Source organism: Fictibacillus barbaricus (assembly GCF_014635025.1).
GTDB lineage: Bacteria > Bacillota > Bacilli > Bacillales > Fictibacillaceae > Fictibacillus > Fictibacillus barbaricus.
Map to the genome: position 1 here is coordinate 846,798 of NZ_BMCE01000001.1, position 17,920 is coordinate 864,717.

General features: G+C 41.5%; 21 protein-coding genes. 19 read left to right on the plus strand and 2 right to left on the minus strand.

Going from position 1 to position 17,920, the window contains the following annotated elements; genetic code table 11:
* Positions 1-22 precede the first annotated feature (22 nt).
* From IEV52_RS04045 to IEV52_RS04055, 3 genes are all read left to right on the plus strand, one after another.
* Positions 23-322 (plus strand): hypothetical protein, encoded by a 300-nt coding sequence (locus tag IEV52_RS04045; protein ID WP_188401228.1) that lies wholly within the window; start codon positions 23-25, stop codon positions 320-322.
* A gap of 80 nt (positions 323-402) precedes the next feature.
* Positions 403-864, plus strand: coding sequence for an SRPBCC family protein (locus IEV52_RS04050; RefSeq protein ID WP_188401229.1), 462 nt, complete (start codon positions 403-405; stop codon positions 862-864).
* A 23-nt stretch (positions 865-887) separates the two neighbouring features.
* On the plus strand, positions 888-1,430 hold the full coding sequence (locus tag IEV52_RS04055) for a histidine phosphatase family protein (RefSeq protein WP_188401230.1): 543 nt from the start codon (positions 888-890) through the stop codon (positions 1,428-1,430).
* A 72-nt stretch (positions 1,431-1,502) separates the two neighbouring features.
* Here IEV52_RS04055 and IEV52_RS04060 read toward each other — a convergent pair whose 3' ends face one another.
* Both IEV52_RS04060 and cax read right to left on the minus strand, forming a co-directional pair.
* Positions 1,503-2,525, minus strand: a complete 1,023-nt coding sequence (locus IEV52_RS04060) for a TlpA disulfide reductase family protein (protein WP_188401231.1) — start codon at positions 2,523-2,525, stop codon at positions 1,503-1,505.
* 242 nt (positions 2,526-2,767) lie between these two features.
* A complete protein-coding gene (gene cax, locus IEV52_RS04065) occupies positions 2,768-3,823 on the minus strand; it encodes a calcium/proton exchanger (protein WP_188401232.1) in 1,056 nt (351 codons plus the stop codon).
* 225 nt (positions 3,824-4,048) lie between these two features.
* Here cax and IEV52_RS04070 point away from each other — a divergent pair, with 225 nt between their 5' ends.
* The 16 genes from IEV52_RS04070 (at position 4,049) to IEV52_RS04145 (ending at position 17,842) form a co-directional block, all read left to right on the plus strand.
* Positions 4,049-5,233 (plus strand): ATP phosphoribosyltransferase regulatory subunit, encoded by a 1,185-nt coding sequence (locus IEV52_RS04070; RefSeq protein ID WP_188401233.1) that lies wholly within the window; start codon positions 4,049-4,051, stop codon positions 5,231-5,233.
* Positions 5,230-5,871: an ATP phosphoribosyltransferase gene (gene hisG / locus IEV52_RS04075; RefSeq protein ID WP_188401234.1), complete on the plus strand. Its 642-nt coding sequence runs from the start codon at positions 5,230-5,232 to the stop codon at positions 5,869-5,871. The genes IEV52_RS04070 and hisG overlap by 4 nt, the downstream gene beginning before the upstream one ends.
* Positions 5,871-7,142: a histidinol dehydrogenase gene (hisD, locus tag IEV52_RS04080; RefSeq protein WP_188401235.1), complete on the plus strand. Its 1,272-nt coding sequence runs from the start codon at positions 5,871-5,873 to the stop codon at positions 7,140-7,142. Before hisG ends, hisD begins: the two co-directional genes overlap by 1 nt.
* The gene (gene hisB / locus IEV52_RS04085; protein ID WP_188401236.1) at positions 7,143-7,739 is read left to right on the plus strand and encodes an imidazoleglycerol-phosphate dehydratase HisB; all 597 of its coding nucleotides are present in this window, start codon (positions 7,143-7,145) and stop codon (positions 7,737-7,739) included.
* The gene (gene hisH / locus IEV52_RS04090; RefSeq protein ID WP_188401237.1) at positions 7,740-8,375 is read left to right on the plus strand and encodes an imidazole glycerol phosphate synthase subunit HisH; all 636 of its coding nucleotides are present in this window, start codon (positions 7,740-7,742) and stop codon (positions 8,373-8,375) included.
* A gap of 2 nt (positions 8,376-8,377) precedes the next feature.
* Positions 8,378-9,109, plus strand: coding sequence for a 1-(5-phosphoribosyl)-5-[(5-phosphoribosylamino)methylideneamino]imidazole-4-carboxamide isomerase (gene hisA, locus IEV52_RS04095; protein ID WP_188401238.1), 732 nt, complete (start codon positions 8,378-8,380; stop codon positions 9,107-9,109).
* Positions 9,109-9,867, plus strand: coding sequence for an imidazole glycerol phosphate synthase subunit HisF (gene hisF, locus IEV52_RS04100; RefSeq protein ID WP_188401239.1), 759 nt, complete (start codon positions 9,109-9,111; stop codon positions 9,865-9,867). The genes hisA and hisF overlap by 1 nt, the downstream gene beginning before the upstream one ends.
* A complete protein-coding gene (hisIE, locus tag IEV52_RS04105; protein ID WP_188401240.1) occupies positions 9,864-10,508 on the plus strand; it encodes a bifunctional phosphoribosyl-AMP cyclohydrolase/phosphoribosyl-ATP diphosphatase HisIE in 645 nt (214 codons plus the stop codon). Before hisF ends, hisIE begins: the two co-directional genes overlap by 4 nt.
* 808 nt (positions 10,509-11,316) lie before the next feature.
* Entirely contained in the window at positions 11,317-12,480 is a 1,164-nt protein-coding gene (locus IEV52_RS04110; protein ID WP_373869407.1) for a tetratricopeptide repeat protein, read from the plus strand.
* 83 nt (positions 12,481-12,563) lie between these two features.
* Positions 12,564-13,520, plus strand: a complete 957-nt coding sequence (gene trxB, locus IEV52_RS04115; RefSeq protein WP_188401242.1) for a thioredoxin-disulfide reductase — start codon at positions 12,564-12,566, stop codon at positions 13,518-13,520.
* Between the two features lie 260 nt (positions 13,521-13,780).
* Complete coding sequence (locus tag IEV52_RS04120; protein WP_188402241.1) at positions 13,781-14,239, plus strand: NUDIX hydrolase; 459 nt, start codon at positions 13,781-13,783, stop codon at positions 14,237-14,239.
* A gap of 53 nt (positions 14,240-14,292) precedes the next feature.
* A complete protein-coding gene (gene rapZ / locus IEV52_RS04125; protein WP_188401243.1) occupies positions 14,293-15,168 on the plus strand; it encodes an RNase adapter RapZ in 876 nt (291 codons plus the stop codon).
* Positions 15,169-16,119 (plus strand): gluconeogenesis factor YvcK family protein, encoded by a 951-nt coding sequence (locus tag IEV52_RS04130; protein ID WP_188401244.1) that lies wholly within the window; start codon positions 15,169-15,171, stop codon positions 16,117-16,119.
* Positions 16,120-16,159: 40 nt separating this feature from the next.
* On the plus strand, positions 16,160-17,101 hold the full coding sequence (gene whiA / locus IEV52_RS04135) for a DNA-binding protein WhiA (protein WP_188402242.1): 942 nt from the start codon (positions 16,160-16,162) through the stop codon (positions 17,099-17,101).
* A 39-nt stretch (positions 17,102-17,140) separates the two neighbouring features.
* Positions 17,141-17,398 carry an HPr family phosphocarrier protein gene (locus tag IEV52_RS04140; protein ID WP_188401245.1) on the plus strand — a complete coding sequence of 86 codons (258 nt, stop codon included), beginning with the start codon at positions 17,141-17,143 and terminating at the stop codon, positions 17,396-17,398.
* Positions 17,399-17,542: 144 nt separating this feature from the next.
* Positions 17,543-17,842: a hypothetical protein gene (locus IEV52_RS04145; RefSeq protein ID WP_188401246.1), complete on the plus strand. Its 300-nt coding sequence runs from the start codon at positions 17,543-17,545 to the stop codon at positions 17,840-17,842.
* Positions 17,843-17,920: the final 78 nt, after the last annotated feature.

The following is a 17,920-nucleotide window of genomic DNA, read 5'->3' on the forward strand; positions in this document are numbered from 1 at the left end:
TGAAATAAGCGGGGTGAATGACATGGGTATTAAAGATAAAGTCAAACAGTGGTTTTTAGGACCGATTTATACACGGGAGTCATTAATACCAATTGAAAACCAGGAGCAGTTTATGTACCGCTTAAAGTTGGGGTGTCCTGTCATTTTTACAATGCGGGATGGCTATGGCTTAATACTATTTGATGAACGAGAGCAACTCGGCATCATGTATGTCAAAGATGTTTTTGGATTGAACGAAGATTATCGAAGCTATTTTACTCTGCCAGATCTGACTGCCTTTTTTAAGGACCAAATAAGTGAAGGAATTTCCTTTTACGCGTAGAATAGTTAAAAAGTAATGCCAAGTGCAGCACCTCACCAATGTGGGGTGTTTTTAATCGTTAGGAAAGCGAGATTAATTTTATGCCTATAATCGAACATCGTGAATTTATAAAAGCTTCAGCGGAAGTATGTTTCGACCTTGCTCGAAACGTGGACGTACATACACTAACAACTGCCCATACTAAGGAAAGAGCTGTTGGGGGGAATACATCAGGTCTTATGGAAAAAGGAGACTATGTAACATGGGAAGCTGTGCACTTAGGTGTGAAACAAAGACTTACAGCTAAGATCATGGAGATGGAAAGACCACATATGTTCATAGATGTGATGGTGGAGGGAGCCTTTCATTCTTTTATCCACACACACACCTTCAAACCAACAGATAACGGAACAGTTATGATCGACCACTTTCATTACAAATCCCCATTTGGGTGGGTTGGCAGATTAGCAGATTGGCTGTTCCTGGAAAAATATATGACAAACTTTTTAGTGCAAAGGGCCAGAGCTTTAAAAGATATGGCAGAAAACAATCAAGATTCATAAAGAAAAGAGAGCAGTGATATGAGATGAAGATTGGACTGGTACGTCACTTTAAAGTGACACGGGGGTACCCGACTGAAAAATGGATCACACCAACTGAATTTGATCAATGGATGAAAGAGTATGAAGCATCAGATGTGGAAGAGACAGAAGTTGATCTAGGGGACATTACATGGGAAAAGTGCTATTCAAGTACGGTTCGAAGAGCAGAATATACGGCAGAAAAGATCTATCAAGGAGAATTGATCAAAACGGATGAACTTCGCGAGATTCCGGTGTATCCATTCTTTAAAAGAGAGATCAGGATTCCGATGATCCTTTATCCGCTTTGTATACGTACAGCATGGTTCTTTAACCATAAATCCCAGCTTGAGCGAAGAACAGATGTGGAAAAGCGTGTATCTAAAATAATTGACCGCATTTTAGAAGAGGGAGAACAGAACGCATTAGTAGTCAGTCATGGTGCCCTCATGATGTTTATGCGTAAAGAGCTGATCCGTCGGGGCTTTAAGGGACCAAGACTCGGCAGGCCTGAAAATGCAAAGCTTTATTTGTTCGAGAGGGTTTGATTTTTATAGCAAACGTACATAAAAGCTGGTTATATTCCTATATAGGTACATACTCCAGCTTTTTCGTGTATTTTATTTAGCGGCCTGATAAAAGTCTTCCATCATTTCATAACTCATCGGTCCAATGTGCTTCTGCTTAATGATCCCTTTTTTATCAATAATAAAAGTGGTAGGAATCGTAACGGTTTTATAAGTATCGCCGACTTTCCCTTCAGGGTCTAGAAGGATAGGGAAGTTAAGATTAAAGTCTTGTGCAAACTTTTTTACTTCTTTTTCGGAATCGCTGTCTGTTAAGTTAACGGCAAGCACTTCGATATCTTTTGAAGAGTGATCTTTATAATAACGAACCATTTCAGGCATCTCTGCGCGGCAAGGAGGACACCATGTTGCCCAAAGGTTAACAAATACCACTTTGCCTCTTAAATCAGAAAGCTTTATCGTATCTCCTTCAATCGTTTGAAGTTCAAAATCAGGTGCACGGTTTCCAGGTTTGATTCCAGATGCAACAGCTGCGACTGCTTTTGCATCCTCCTTCTTGCCTCCAAGCGGTGAGTTGGTAAGTGCTGAAAAGAAAAGGGCTGTTACAAGCATAGAAAGCACAGTTTTTCTTAACTCAAATGAACCCAAAGTATATAAGTAGATAGAAAGCAACGCGAAGAACAGTGAAATCAAGCCATCTGCTAATAGTGAAGCTGATATATATTGAGCTCCATAATAAAACGTGAAAAATAGGGTTAGGCCTAAAATCCCAGCATAGAAAACTCTGCCCCTGTCCAGTTCACATTTTCCAGAGGTCCGTAAAAGGTACAAAAGCGTAGCAATAATTCCTAAAACAAGGCCTGTTTCTCCTCCACTAAAATACAAAAGGTTAAAAGGCTGTTTAACGGTAAGGATAGGATGTAAAACAGCATAGCTGATTTTCCACACGAACCAACAAAGCACTACTCCATTACTCAAAACGTCCAGCAGATCTTTTTTATCTGGTTCTTTTCTCAGTTTCAATCCCAAAAGTCCATACGCGATTAATGCTGCACCTAAGATAGCAAGCCACACCATCTTTACCGGAAAAGACCCGATCGATAAGTAATTCTCCATCATCACACCGCCTCAAAACTTGTCCTTATTCTAAACTTTATCAAACATCAGCCCTATTTATTCCTATTTTGCTTAAGAAAACTAGGCTCGGTCTTTTTCCGTCAGCCATAGCTGCACTTATACTTTAATCGTTAACTTGTAACGACGTCGAATATCATCTCTTAACAGGTTATGATTTATGAAAGTGCAAAAGAAAACGGCGAAGGACTTAACTCCCTTCACCGCGTTCATCCATATACATATTATAGAAGATAAAAGCCGACACCCATGATCAGATAAGCTGCTAAAAGTGTTAATCCTTCAAACCAGTTTGTGTCCCCGTCGCTTGTTAAAGAAATCGTGAGGAAGACAGAAAGGACCATTGCTACTAGTTCTGGCAAGGTGAATACAAGGGACATCGATTTTTCAAAAAACAGAGAAACCAGCACAAGCAATGGTGCGACAAACATCGCGATCTGTAATGTTGACCCGATTGCAATTTCCACAGCAATATTCATCTTATTCTTATATGCCATGATGATGGCGGAGGCGTGTTCTGCGGCGTTACCTACGATTGCTACAATGATAACCCCGATAAAGACTTCGCTCCAACCTAATGTTTCTCCCACTTCCTCAAACGTATGAACCAGCTTCTCAGATACATATGCTACCGCAATCGTTGCAAGAGCAAGGATAATAAGTGCTTTCCATTTGCTCCATTCTGCCACTTCATCTGAATGTGATTCATCATGTTCCGTTTGGTAAACCCCGCGGTGAGTTACAAGTTTAAAGAATAAGGCAGCTAAATAAAGGATGATCATGATGACAGAAACCCAGACACTTAACGTAAGTGAGTCCGCGTCGTTCAAATTATAGGAAAAGACCTCAGGGAAAACAAAAGCGACCACAACAGCAAAAATTAATAACCCAGCATTATGCCTAGCATCATAGATGTTGAACTTTTGCTGTTTATACTTTAATCCTCCTACAAAAAAGGACAATCCGCCGACAAGTAAAAGATTCCCGAGTACAGAACCTGTCAATGACGCTAATACTACACTTATGAGGCCCTCTTTTAAGGCAAAAATAGAGATGATAAGTTCAACAGCGTTTCCAAAGGTGGCGTTAAGCAGTCCGCCGATCCGGGGTCCAGCGACAATAGCTAAACTTTCGGTTGCACGTCCCATATAACCGGCAAGTGCTACGATCGTGGCACAATAGATCACGAAAAGAATGACCGCAGGCCAATGCTGCATGCTGCCAAACACAGAAAGCGGTACACCAATAATGATTGCTAAAAAAAAGATGCGATTAAACAAGGAGCATTCCGTCCTTTCATATGTATGGATTTATTTCTACATACTATTCCCTGAAATCCGATTTCTTAACTACTAAAATGAAACAAGAATTTTAAGTGAATGGGTTGACAGTTTTTAAAGCGAAGTGTAGACTTACAACTAAATCTTTATCATGGTAGTATATTAGCGAACTAAAGTGTTTTAAACTTTTAAAAAATTTACTTCACATATAAAGGATGAAGGAAAATGTCAAAACCGTTTGTATTTGAAAAGCCTGCAGGCATGCGAGATACACTTCCTGCTTTTTATCAAAAAAATGAGGAAATAAAAAATACGATAAAAAAAGAAATGGAGTCTTGGGGTTATCAATTTATTCAGACTCCGACACTTGAATATCACGATACGGTTGGGGAGGCGTCAGCCATTTTAGATCAGCAGCTTTTTAAACTGCTTGATATGGAAGGGAAAACATTAGTACTTCGTCCAGACATGACCGCTCCAATTGCACGTGTCGTATCTTCAAGCATGAAAAATGTAGCTTATCCGCTGCGGCTTGCTTATAATTCTCCTGTTTTCCGGGCTCAGCAGCGTGAGGGCGGGCGTCCGGCGGAATTTGAACAAGTTGGCATTGAACTGATAGGAGAAGGAACGGCAAGTGCAGAAGCTGAAGCACTCGCATTAATGACCGAAGTGATCAAGAAGAGCGGTATTCATTCATTCACTGTAGCTGTTGGCCATATTGGGTTCGTACAAGAACTTTTAAGAGATATTTTAGGAAATGAAGCCCGAGCAGGGGAACTTTTGCGATATTTAAATGAAAAGAATTATGTAGGTTATACATCACATGTAAAGCAGCTGCCACTTTCATCGATCGACACACAACGATTGTTAAAACTTTTAGATCTAAGAGGCGGAATCGAAGTACTTGATGAAGCTTCTTCTCTAAATCCAAAAGAAAAAGGCAAACAAACATTAAAAGAACTAAAAAGCTTATATAAACTTCTTCAAGAGTACGATGCAGCAAAAAATATTGTTTTTGATTTTACATTGTTTAGTCATATGAGTTATTACACAGGAATCGTATTTGAAGGCTATGCTGCCGGAATCGGTGCACCTATTGCAAGCGGCGGCCGTTATGATGAGCTTTTAAGCCGATTTGAACGAAAAGCACCCGCGATCGGTTTTGCGATTCGAATGGATTATTTTGTTGAAGCACTCGGAAATAAAAATAACCAGATGAAAAGACAGTGTATTTTGTATACTGGGGAGCGCCGAAAAGAAGCGTTGCAGTTGGCCCGATCTAAACGGGAAGAAGGCGGGCACGTGGTGATGCAAGATCTTTCTGGTGTTGAGAATGTTGATGAATTTAGCAAACGTTTTGATGAAATCCACTATTTGATAGGAAGTCAGCAGGGAGAGGACATTTTATGAGTACGGTTCTAACGATGGCGATGCCGAAGGGAAGAATATTTGAAGAAGCGGTCGAACTTTTAAGGCAAGCAGGATATCCACTGCCTCCGGAATTTGAAGAATCCAGAAAGTTGATCATAGATGCACCCGAAGCAGGACTTCGATTTATTTTAGCAAAACCAATGGATGTACCGACTTATGTTGAACATGGAGTAGCTGATATCGGTATCGCCGGAAAAGACGTTATGCTCGAAGAAGAACGTGATGTATACGAGGTATTAGATCTGAAGATTTCAGAATGCTATTTAGCTGTCGCGGGTCTTCCAGACGGTAACTATCAAAAGGCAGCACCAAAGATCGCCTCAAAGTATCCAAACGTAGCTTCTCATTATTTTAGAGAGCAAGGCCAACAAGTGGAAGTCATAAAACTGAACGGATCGATTGAGTTAGCTCCTCTTATCGGTTTAGCTGACCGTATTGTCGATATTGTTTCAACTGGCCGAACGTTAAAGGAAAATGGACTCATTGAACTTGAAAAGATTGCAGATATCACTTCTAGACTGATCGTAAATCCGGCAAGTTACAGACTTCATGCTTCACGTATTAACGATCTAGTGGAACGCATGCGTTCACTTGTTGAAAGCAAGGAGGAACTTTAATGAGAATACATGAAGTATCAGAATTGAAGACTCTTGAAAGAAGCGTCGAACAAAACACAGAGAGTCAAAGAAAAGCAGTTCTTGATATCTTAAAGGATGTTAAGGAGAAGGGGGACAAAGCCCTTTTTCAATACACAGAAAAATTTGATGGTGTGCCTTTAGATACACTTGAAGTGACAAATAAGGAAATTGATGAAGCGGTCGCTTCTCTTGATCCAAGTATGGTTGATATTATTTCTGAAGCTGCTCGTAACATTCGTGAGTATCACGAGAAACAGAAACATGAGTCTTGGTTTTTCACTCGTGAAGACGGAACATTATTAGGTCAAAAAATAACACCGCTTGATTCTGTAGGCGTCTACGTTCCAGGTGGAACAGCTGCGTATCCATCCTCTGTATTAATGGGAGTAATCCCAGCTGCCGTTGCTGGTGTTAAGGAAATCGTACTTGTGTCACCTCCAGGAAAAGACGGGAAGCTCCCGGCTGCCGTTTTAACTGCAGCATCAATAGCAGGTGTTAAACGAATGTTTAAAATCGGTGGTGCCCAAGCGATAGGAGCCCTTGCTTATGGAACTGAGACGGTACCGAAGACGGATAAGATTGTAGGACCTGGTAACATCTATGTGGCTTTAGCGAAGCGAGAAGTGTTCGGCGTTTGTGATATAGATATGATCGCAGGACCTAGTGAGATTGCTGTTCTTGCAGATGAAACAGCAAACCCACGTTTTATTGCAGCCGACCTTTTATCCCAGGCTGAACATGATCCGCGATCTGCAGTATTCTTAGTAACAACATCTGCTGAACTCGCTGACAAGGTTGCGGCAGAAGTTGAGGCACAGCTTAGTAGACTGCCTAGAAAAGATATTGCGATACAAGCCATTAAAGATTATGGAGCAATCTATTTGGTAAAGTCTCTTTCAGAAGGTGCAGATGTGATCAACAAAATCGCACCTGAACACTTAGAGATTATGACAAAAGATCCGATCAGTCTTTTAGGAAAAATAAAACATGCCGGTGCCATCTTTCTTGGGGAATACAGCTCAGAGCCTGTTGGAGACTATTTTGCAGGAAGCAACCATGTACTTCCGACAAGTGGAACAGCACGCTTTTCAAGCCCATTGAATGTGGATGACTTTACTAAAAAATCAAGCGTGATTCGTTATAGCGAACAAGCCATAAAAGAGAACGGACGGAAAATTTCTGCATTTGCCCGTTTAGAGGGACTTGAAGCACATGCGAGAGCGATCGATCTTCGATTGGAGGATAAGTAAATGGGAAATCAGCAGCGTCAACATTCGATTGAACGAAATACGAAAGAAACACAAATCAGGCTCTCGTTAAATATTGACGGAGAAGGACAAGCAGATATCCAAACTCCCGTACCTTTTTTAAACCATATGTTGGATGCAATTGCACGCCATGGACATTTCGATCTTACTGTAAATGCAGCTGGGGATGTTGAGATCGATGACCACCATACAACAGAAGACGTTGGCATATGTCTTGGACAAGCGATTCAAGGAGCTTTAGGCGATAAGCGGGGAATCAAACGATATGGTAGCGCGTTTGTGCCGATGGATGAAACACTTGCTCAAGTGGTTATCGATCTATCAAATCGACCTCATCTCGAGTTCCGTGCAGAGTTTCCAAGCCAGAAGGTCGGTACGTTTGATACAGAGCTTGTCCATGAGTTCTTCTGGAAGCTCGCATTAGAAGCGAGAATGAACCTTCATGTAATCGTTCACTATGGTTCAAACACGCATCATATCATCGAGGCTATTTTTAAAGCTTTTACAAAAGCCCTAGATGAAGCAACACAGATCGATCCACGTGTTAAAGGAGTGCCTTCTACGAAAGGAATGTTATAAATGATCGGAATTATAGACTATGGAATGGGGAATCTTCACTCTGTCTGTTCTGCATTAAAACGAATCAATCAGCCGTACATCCTTTCAAGTAACCCTGAAAAACTTCAAGAAGTCGATGGGTTGCTGCTCCCTGGAGTAGGTTCATTTAAAGATGCCATGAATGGACTGGTGAAAACCGGCCTGGATAATTTTGTGAAAAAAGAAGCTGCAGGTGGAAAACCGCTGTTGGGTATCTGTCTTGGTATGCAGTTATTGTTTGATGAAAGTACGGAGAATGGATTAACAAAGGGCCTTGGACTCTTACCCGGAAAAGTGAATCGGTTTTTAGGAAAAACAAGCGAGGGAACTGCTTATAAAGTACCTCATATGGGTTGGAATAACCTTCAATTTTTGCAAGATGATCAACCTCTCTTGAAAGGTTTAGAAGAGGGTTATGTTTACTTTGTTCATTCCTTTGTCGTTCAAACAGAAAACAGAGAAGTGTTGGCGGCAGTCGCTAACTACGAGGACGTTGAAGTTCCGGCTGTAGTAGGACGCGGCAGAATTATGGGTACGCAGTTTCACCCTGAAAAGAGTTCAGAGACTGGCATGGGCATGCTGCAGAATTTCTGCCGTTTCGTCGAGGAGGGAAAGTAAATATGAGTGCATTTATCCTATATCCAGCAATTGATATGCGTAACGGAAAATGTGTGAGATTGATGCAAGGGGACTATGACCAAGAGACGATTTACGGAGATTCACCGTTTGATATGGCTATGCAGTTTGCCGATCAAGGTGCTGATTGGATCCATATGGTAGACCTGGATGGCGCAAAGGACGGAAAAAAGATCAACCATGAACATGTATTGCGCGTTGCTAAAGAACTTCCGGTGAAAGTTCAGATTGGCGGAGGCATCCGTTCGATGGAGGACGTTTCCTATTATTTAGATGGGGGCGTTGACCGTATCATTTTAGGAAGCGCGGCAGTATCTGATCCTGAGTTTGTGCGTGAAGCATTAAAGCGTTATGGGGGTTCTCAGGTTGCAATCGGACTCGATGCCCGTGAAGGGTATGTAGCAACAGAAGGATGGCTTGAAACCTCCCACATCAAAGCTGTTGATCTGGCGAAAAGGCTGGTAGAAGAAGGGGCCGAAACTTTTATTTTTACCGATATCTCAAAAGACGGCATGCTGCAAGGACCAAACGTTGATGCAATCGGCGAGTTAGCTGGCATAACTGGAAAAGAAGTCATCGCGTCAGGCGGAGTAAGTTCTATACAAGATTTAGTGAATTTAAAAAATGATGAACGGAAAATTGCGGGAGCGATCATCGGAAAAGCCCTATACAAAGATAGATTTACACTATCAGAGGCGTTAGGAAGTGTGAACTGATGCTTACAAAACGAATTATTCCTTGTTTGGATGTTAAAGAAGGACGAGTTGTTAAAGGCATCCAGTTTCTTAATCTGGTTGATGCAGGAGATCCTGTAGAGCTTGCTCGTTTCTACGATGAAGAAGGAGCAGATGAGCTTGTTTTCTTGGATATATCAGCAAGCCATGAAGGCCGTGATACGATGGTGGAAGTCGTTGAACGTGTAGCTGCTGAACTAGCCATCCCCTTTACAGTAGGTGGGGGCATCAACAGGCTTGAAGATATGAAGCGTGTACTAAGAGCTGGAGCAGACAAAGTTTCAGTTAATACAGCGGCTGTTTTGCGGCCAGAATTGATCACCGAAGGGTCGGATTATTTTGGTGCACAATGCATAGTAGTGGCGATCGACGCGAAGTTCGATGAAGAGCTCGGGTCGTGGCGCGTCTATACCCATGGAGGGCGTAAACCCACTCAGTGGGAAGTCACTGAATGGGCGAAAGAGGCAGTTACTCGGGGAGCTGGAGAGATTTTATTAACCAGCATGGATAAAGACGGAGAAAAGTCTGGTTTTAACCTAGAGCTGACAAAAGCAGTGAGTGAAGCTGTAACCGTTCCTGTCATTGCTTCAGGTGGAGCAGGTTCAGCTCAGCATTTTTTCGATGCTTTTAAAGTTGGTAGAGCAGATGCAGGCCTGGCTGCTAGTATTTTTCATTATAAAGAAACTTCCATTAAAGAGGTAAAGACAGAATTGCGAAAGCTGGGGGTGTCTGTACGTTGAATTTAGAAAAACTGAAGTTTGACAAAAACGGTCTGATTCCTGCCGTAGTCCAAGATTTCCAGTCTAAAGAGGTCTTAACGGTCGCCTATATGAGCCGTGAGTCGCTTGAAAAAACAGTTGAAATTGGCGAAACTGTATTTTTTTCAAGAACTCGTCAAGAATTGTGGCATAAAGGGGAAACGTCGGGCAACATACAAAAAGTAAAGACCATTCGGTATGACTGCGACCAAGATGCACTAGTGGTTCTGGTAGAGCCACAAGGACCTGCATGCCACACAGGTGCATACAGCTGTTTTTCAGAAACCTTGTATAATGCTGAAGATAAAAATTCATCACCCATTCCCGACCGGTATGCAATTTTAACTGAATTGCAGGAGATTATTGCTCAACGTGAGCATGAGATGCCTAAAGGAGCCTATACGACATACCTTTTTGAAAACGGAGTAGATAAAATACTGAAAAAAGTTGGGGAAGAAGCTGGCGAGGTTATTATCGCTGCGAAGAATCGAGACCCTGAAGAACTTAGGTGGGAAGTTTCTGATCTTCTTTATCATGTTTTGGTGCTTTTGCAGGAACAAAAGGTACCGTTTGATGAAATTTTAGCAACTTTAAAGGAAAGACATACGAAAAGTGACAACTGAGGATTCGTTTCTCGGTTGTTTTTTTTAGGGGAATTACATAATCACATAAAAATGGATCGTCATCACATAAAAACAATAGTTCACCACATAAAAACATTAAGTCATTACATAAATAATGAATTTCAGACTTTAAGTGTCCACCTTGGGAAGACAATACTGCTTGTGGTAATACCATCTACCCATCATGGTTAACATCACAATTTTTTGTCGAAACTTTCCTGCCCATTAATTACAGTTTAAGGGGTGTTAGTCTTTTTAGGCTGTGTTATAATTTTTGGGTTGAAAACTTTGTAAACTGAACGATAAAGAATTACAGGGGTTTACATAGTAGATGGAGGAACAAATTATGCAAAAACAAGAAAGGGCCAGTGAAGCTAGCGGCCGCGTTCTTCCCTTTATCCAGGATGGGGATTATTTTTTCGAAAAAGGAATTAAAGCCTATAACAGGCGTGACTTATATACAGCAAAAAAAATGTTTGAGCGGGCCGTTACTTTCCAGCCGGAAGAGCCCTCTTTTTTGTGTCAGCTGGCTTCAACGCTTGCTGAGATTGGTGAATACGAAGAATCGAATCGCCATTTATTGAACGTTCTAGAGCAATCAGGTTCTGACCTTTCAGAATGTCACTTTTTTTTGGCAAACAACTTTGCACATTTAGGGATGTATTCTGATGCGGAAGAGCATGCTCTTTTATATATACAGCACGACCCGGACGGTGAGTTTGTCGATGACACTCAGGAACTGCTGGATTTAATCTCACTTGAAACAGGAAACAGATCCACGAATTTGCCACTTTCTACAGAGGAAGAGTTGATTAAGCTGCACGATGAGGCAAGGCAATCGATCGAACGGGGCGATCTCCCGCTTGCTCAGCAGCAGTTGCGAGATATTATCAAGAACCACCCTAAGTTTTGGGCAGCTTATAACAACTTAGCACTTACTCATTTCTATAAAAGTGAGTTTGATGAGGCGATGGATGTTCTTCAAGACGTTCTTGATAAGAACCCTGGTAATTTGAACGCGCTATGTAACTTAGCCATATTCCTGTTTCATTTGGGAATGGATGAGCCTGGCGGGAAGCTAGTTGAACGGTTGAAGATGGTGCACCCGATGCATCCGGAGCACCGTTACAAGCTCGGCAATACGTTTGGGTTATTAGAGGAGCATACGTATGCGAACAAATGGCTTCAAACACTAAGAAAATCATCTTTTGTTTATGATCCTGTAACCACGCATATGCTTGCTGTTTCTTATTATGCGCTCGGCCAGAAAGAGCTCTCTTTAAAGACGTGGAAAAAAGTCAAGGACCTGGATCCTGAAGGACGTGTCGCACCGTTTTATATGGAGAAAGCCATTAAGGATGAACTGACAGTGGCTGGCGGAGACTATCAATACCGCATTCCGACGAGCAATCAGAACAAGCCGAAGAAAGATCGTCAGATTAAAGCGATGGCACACATTCAGCAGGTGCGCAAAGGGCTGGAAAAAAATAAAATTACGCATTTATTTCTTTTGAGAGGGAATAAAAATGAAGAGGCCTATGAGACTCTTCGTGATTTTTGCATGCGTAAAGAAGAATCCCTTTTTGTTAAGGAAATTGCTGCAAATATTATGCTGGAATATCGGCCAGAACTTCCTGTAAAGCTCGCACACGATGATGAGCTTATAGAAGTCGGCATGCCATCCGAAATGATAAGCCAAGCTTTGGATGTTCTTTATACAGTAAAAGAAAATGGGGCTTCGCTAGATGAACATGTTCTATTTTACTGGTCAGAAGCAGTTAAGTTTGCAGATCTAACTGGAGAAAGAATTTTTGACAACGAAAAGGCTATTGCAGCGGCAATTGATCATTTAGCTCGTAAGCAAAAAGGACGATCAACGCAAAAAGCTGTTGCTGAGCAGTACGAAGTTTCGGTTTCAGTGCTCTCTTTAAGGATCAAAAAACTGATCGGCTGGGTTAATCGTAACGTTTGAGCAGAATGATGGACTTTATCCCTTTGAGCCGATAGGATAGAGATATAGTAAATAAGAATTTCCTTATATAAGGAGTGTGCTTTATGACTGAAGAAAAAATTTATGATGTAGCCATTCTTGGTGCAGGACCAGCCGGTATGACAGCGGCTGTTTATACATCACGTGCGAATCTGGATACGATTATGATTGAACGTGGTATCCCTGGCGGACAGATGGCTAATACAGAAGATGTTGAAAACTATCCTGGTTTCGATCATATTTTAGGACCAGAGTTATCTAACAAAATGTTTGAACATGCAAAGAAGTTCGGTGCTGAATACGCATATGGTGATGTAAAAGAGATCGTTGACGGTGAAGAGTACAAAACGATCAAAGCAGGAAGCAAAACGTATAAAGCTCGTTCGATCATCATTTCAACGGGTGCAGAATACAAAAAGCTTGGCGTTCCTGGAGAGAAAGAATTTTCTGGACGCGGTGTATCGTATTGTGCGGTCTGTGATGGAGCTTTCTTTAAGAATCGTGAATTGGTTGTTGTCGGCGGTGGAGACTCTGCTGTTGAAGAAGGTGTCTATCTAACACGCTTCGCATCCAAAGTAACGATCGTTCATAGACGTGATAAGCTTCGTGCTCAAAAGATCCTGCAACAGCGCGCGTTTGACAATGATAAGATCGATTTCATCTGGAATCATTCAGTAAAAGAGATTCACGGTGAGAACAACAAAGTGAATAAAGTGACTCTTGTTCACTCTGAAACAGGTGAAGAGCAAGACTTCTCAGCAGATGGTGTATTCATTTACATCGGTATGCTGCCACTTAACGATGCGTTTAAAAATCTTGGCATCACGAACGAAAACGGATATGTTGAGACGAACGAACAAATGGAAACAAGAATTCCAGGTATCTTTGCAGCCGGAGATATTCGTGAAAAAACGCTTCGCCAGATCGTTACCGCAACAGGTGATGGAAGTATTGCGGCACAGGCGGCTCAGCACTATGTAGAAACTTTGGCTGAAAAGTTAAAAAACGTAACTTCCAATTAATGTGATTGTAACAGTGGTGAAATAAATGTGGGGTATTATAAAAATAAGAAATTGACCCCCTTTTTATAAAGGCAAGACTTTGACACGGAGCTATGCGCCGTGTCCTTTTTTATTTTCTGATGTTTTTCACATAATAATAAAAAATTCTATACCATAATTTAAGAATGCTAAAATACGTGAAACCCTTGAGGCATCTGTATTGTGAGGGGTTACATAATTTAGTATACTAACAAGTAGGACATAGCCCTGAGGTGAAACAAGTGCAAAGAGTAACAAACTGTGTGTTAATAAGAGATAATCAAGTGCTTTTGCTTCAAAAGCCTAGACGGGGCTGGTGGGTAGCACCCGGTGGGAAAATGGAGTCTGAAGAATCGATTCGAGATTCTGTTATTCGTGAGTACCGGGAAGAAACGGGAATCTATTTAAAGAATCCTCAACTCAAAGGTGTCTTTAATTTTATTATCAAACAAGGTGACAAAATTGTTTCGGAGTGGATGATGTTTACCTTCTTAGCAACAGATTCTGAAGGGGCAGCATTAGAAGAATGTGAGGAAGGAATTCTTGCTTGGAAGCCTGTTGATGAAGTGCGTGAACTGCCGATGGCACCAGGTGATCATCACATCCTTGATTATGTGACAAACGGAAGCAATATGATTTTTGGCACATTTACGTATACACCTGATTTTGAATTGCTTTCTTATCGATTAGATCCAGCATAACTATCAGCTGGCTGCATAAGAATTGAAAACATAGCATACTGGGGGGAAATGGCATGGAGAGACACGATGTACAAATGGTGATTATTACAGGAATGTCAGGGGCCGGAAAAACGGTAGCCATGCAGAGCTTTGAGGATTTAGGCTTCTTCTGTGTTGATAATCTTCCACCTGCATTACTCCCTAAATTTGTAGAATTGATGCAAGAATCTGCTGGCAAGCTGAACAAAGTCGCTCTTGTGATGGATCTTCGAGGCCGTGAATTTTTTGATCAGCTGTTTTCAACGCTGGATCAATTAGCGATCTCGTCGGATGTTCAGCCGCAGATTTTATATTTAGACTGTAAGGACGCAACGCTGGTACGCCGATATAAAGAAACACGCCGTTCACATCCCTTGGCGAAAAGTGGAAACCCTCTTCAAGGCATTACGCAAGAACGTGAGATGCTTGAGGAGCTTAAGGGAAGAGCGCAACAAGTGTTAGATACAACAGATCTAAAACCTCTTCAGCTGCGTGAACGAATCATTCAGCGTTTTTCAGCTAATGCTGCACATCCGTTTACGATCAATGTGATGTCATTCGGATTTAAGTACGGCATGCCGATTGATGCTGACTTGGTTTTTGATGTGCGTTTCTTGCCGAACCCTCATTATATCGAACATATGAGACCAAGAACTGGACTTGAAGCTGATATCTCTGAGTACGTATTAAAGTGGCCTGAAACAACTAAGTTTTTAGAAAAGCTGTTAGACCTTCTGCAATTTATGGTTCCTCAATATAAACGAGAAGGAAAAAGCCAACTCATAATCGGGATCGGATGTACAGGCGGAAAACATCGTTCTGTAGCTCTAGCTGAATACATTGGAAACTCACTTTCCAAAGAATTTGTTACATTCAGCTCTCACAGAGATATGGGAAAGGATAAAGTATAGATGAAAAAGCAGCCGAAAGTGGTAGTGCTTGGCGGAGGAACAGGACTTTCTGTTCTGCTACGCGGATTAAAGCGCTATCCTGTTGATATAACTGCTATCGTTACGGTTGCAGATGATGGCGGAAGTTCAGGAAGATTGAGGAGGGATTATGACATGCCTCCTCCTGGCGATGTGAGAAACGTGATCGCTGCTCTTTCTGAAGTTGAACCGCTCGTGGAAAAAATGTTTCAGCACAGGTTTAAAGTAGGGGATGGCATTGTCGGTCATTCCCTTGGGAACCTGCTTCTTGCTGCGATGCATGATATTACCGGTGACTTTTTAACTGGGATTCGGGAACTTAGTCGTGTTTTAAACGTAAGAGGTCAAGTACTGCCTGCTGCAAAGAACAGCATTATTTTATGCGCAGAGCTAGAAGATGGCTCGATCGTGCAGGGGGAATCTAAGATCCCGCTGTCGAATAAGAAAATCAGACGAGTCTTTTTATCAGATGAAAGAATTGAACCTCTCCGTGAAAGCGTTAAAGCGATACAAGAAGCAGATCTGATCGTTATTGGACCAGGAAGTCTTTATACAAGCATACTGCCGAATCTTCTTGTAACCGGAATCTCTAATGCGATTCGCGAGGCAACGGCACCTAGAGTATATGTTTGCAACGTGATGACTCAGCCTGGTGAAACAACAGGCTATACGGCTGGAGATCATATCCAGGCGTTGATCGACCATGTCGGCCATAACTTTATTGATGTTGTCATCGTGAACAATGAAACGATTCCTTCTGAATTTTTGGATCTTTATCTGGAAGAAGGTGCATCTCAAGTTCAATTTGATGAAGAACGGCTAAAGTCGTTTAGAATCGGCTTGGTGTGCGACAACATCATACAATATGGAACGCTTGTAAGACATGATGCTAAACGGGTTTCTGATTTGCTTTTAGGGCTGTTAGAAAAATAGAACGGTGTTTGTTATGGAATGAAGAGGGGTGGTGATGCAGATGTCTTTTGCTGCAGATACAAAAAAAGAATTAACGCAGCTCGAACTAAAGGATTGCTGTAAAAAAGCAGAGCTAGCTGCCTTGATTCGAATGAATGGCTCCATCTCTTTCAGCAACAGAAAATTGATTCTGGATATTCCGACTGAAAATGCTGCTATCGCAAGAAGGATCTATACGTTGATTAAGCGTGTCTATCCATACCACGTAGAGCTTTTAGTACGAAAGAAGATGCGCTTGAAAAAGAATAACGTCTATATTGTTCGTGTTTCAGAGGAATCAAGAGCATTGTTGGAAGATTTGAAGATTATTGACGGGTCGTTTTCGTTTACGCGGAACATTGCAGATGAATTTAATAAAAAAAGCTGCTGTCGCCGTGCATACATGAGAGGTGCTTTTCTAGCAGGTGGTTCAGTGAATCATCCTGAAACAAGCTACCATCTTGAGATTTTTTCCATGTACGAAGAGCATACGATTGCATTAGCTGAACTGATGAACAAGTTTAAGCTAAAAGCAAAAGTACTCGAACGCAAAAAAGGGTATATCATCTATTTAAAGGATGGCGAAAAGATTTCAGAGTTTTTAACACTGATCGGCGCCCATCATGCTGTTTTGTTCTTTGAAGATATTCGTATCTTAAAAGATATGCGTAACTCCGTTAACCGTCTTGTGAACTGTGAAACGGCAAACTTGAACAAAACGGTTGGAGCGGCCATGAGACAAGTAGAGAATATAAAGTACATTGATGAACAAGTTGGTCTTGAAGTACTTCCAGATAAACTGAGAGAGATTGCTCAACTAAGAGTAACTCATCAAGAAATTACACTCAAAGAACTGGGCGAGATGGTTTCATCAGGTCCAGTGAGTAAGTCAGGTGTAAACCACCGATTGCGAAAGATCGATGAAATCGCAACGAAAATTAGAAACGGTCAACCCATCAATTGATGTTCCAATAGAGAGATAAGGATATAGGAGGAAAGTAGAATGGTTGAGAAGAAAGTAACCGTGCAGTTAAAAAGTGGACTGCAAGCACGCCCGGCCGCATTGTTTGTTCAAGAAGCAAACCGTTACACATCAGATGTTTTTGTTGAGAAAGAAGGCAAGAAAGTTAACGCTAAAAGTATCATGGGAATTATGAGTCTAGCAGTAGGTACTGGCTCTGAACTTGTGTTAGCTGTTCATGGACCTGATGAGAATGAAGCAATCGAAGCACTAGCCGCGTTCGTTTCCAAAGCAGAATAGTTATAGGGGGACAGACCCCAGACAAATACAAACCGCCATTTTGTCCGTGTGGAAAGGACAAAAGGCGGTTTTTTCTTTTAAATAGGGTTGGCCTAGCAGCTTCTCCTTATATACTGTTAGTAAGAGCAAAGGGAGGCGATTATTTTGCATCATACGAGTATTATGCATGACTGGTCGTTTGCCGCTGGATTAACGCTGCTAAATATTCTTTGTACGCTCTATCTCATTAAACCTCGGAAAAGTACCCTCCGGCTGATCTATTGGGGTTCGATGCTCATTTTTATTTTTATCTATCCGATCGCTCTGATGGGTTACACTTTGCAATATCCTCAAAGTTCAGGGCTGTTTCTTGGGTTAGCATTTATGATTACCGTCATTTTTAGTCTGATTTTATTTTTTAGTGTTTGCTGGGTTTGGGTGATTCGACACTCCTTTTATCGATAATGTTTTTTACTTCATCAACAGTTGACAGATAAGGGGTAACCCTATATATTAATCACTAATCAGGAGAATAAGTTTAGT

Excerpts from the sequence above, each read along its gene's own strand:
- IEV52_RS04045 (WP_188401228.1), top strand. The coding sequence starts at position 23 with ATGGGTATTAAAGATAAAGTCAAACAGTGGTTTTTAGGACCGATTTAT.
- IEV52_RS04050 (WP_188401229.1), top strand. The coding sequence starts at position 403 with ATGCCTATAATCGAACATCGTGAATTTATAAAAGCTTCAGCGGAAGTA.
- IEV52_RS04055 (WP_188401230.1), top strand. The coding sequence starts at position 888 with ATGAAGATTGGACTGGTACGTCACTTTAAAGTGACACGGGGGTACCCG.
- IEV52_RS04060 (WP_188401231.1), bottom strand. The coding sequence starts at position 2,525 with ATGGAGAATTACTTATCGATCGGGTCTTTTCCGGTAAAGATGGTGTGG.
- IEV52_RS04070 (WP_188401233.1), top strand. The coding sequence starts at position 4,049 with ATGTCAAAACCGTTTGTATTTGAAAAGCCTGCAGGCATGCGAGATACA.
- hisG (WP_188401234.1), top strand. The coding sequence starts at position 5,230 with ATGAGTACGGTTCTAACGATGGCGATGCCGAAGGGAAGAATATTTGAA.
- hisD (WP_188401235.1), top strand. The coding sequence starts at position 5,871 with ATGAGAATACATGAAGTATCAGAATTGAAGACTCTTGAAAGAAGCGTC.
- hisB (WP_188401236.1), top strand. The coding sequence starts at position 7,143 with ATGGGAAATCAGCAGCGTCAACATTCGATTGAACGAAATACGAAAGAA.
- hisH (WP_188401237.1), top strand. The coding sequence starts at position 7,740 with ATGATCGGAATTATAGACTATGGAATGGGGAATCTTCACTCTGTCTGT.
- hisA (WP_188401238.1), top strand. The coding sequence starts at position 8,378 with ATGAGTGCATTTATCCTATATCCAGCAATTGATATGCGTAACGGAAAA.
- hisF (WP_188401239.1), top strand. The coding sequence starts at position 9,109 with ATGCTTACAAAACGAATTATTCCTTGTTTGGATGTTAAAGAAGGACGA.
- trxB (WP_188401242.1), top strand. The coding sequence starts at position 12,564 with ATGACTGAAGAAAAAATTTATGATGTAGCCATTCTTGGTGCAGGACCA.
- rapZ (WP_188401243.1), top strand. The coding sequence starts at position 14,293 with ATGGAGAGACACGATGTACAAATGGTGATTATTACAGGAATGTCAGGG.
- IEV52_RS04130 (WP_188401244.1), top strand. The coding sequence starts at position 15,169 with ATGAAAAAGCAGCCGAAAGTGGTAGTGCTTGGCGGAGGAACAGGACTT.
- whiA (WP_188402242.1), top strand. The coding sequence starts at position 16,160 with ATGTCTTTTGCTGCAGATACAAAAAAAGAATTAACGCAGCTCGAACTA.
- IEV52_RS04140 (WP_188401245.1), top strand. The coding sequence starts at position 17,141 with ATGGTTGAGAAGAAAGTAACCGTGCAGTTAAAAAGTGGACTGCAAGCA.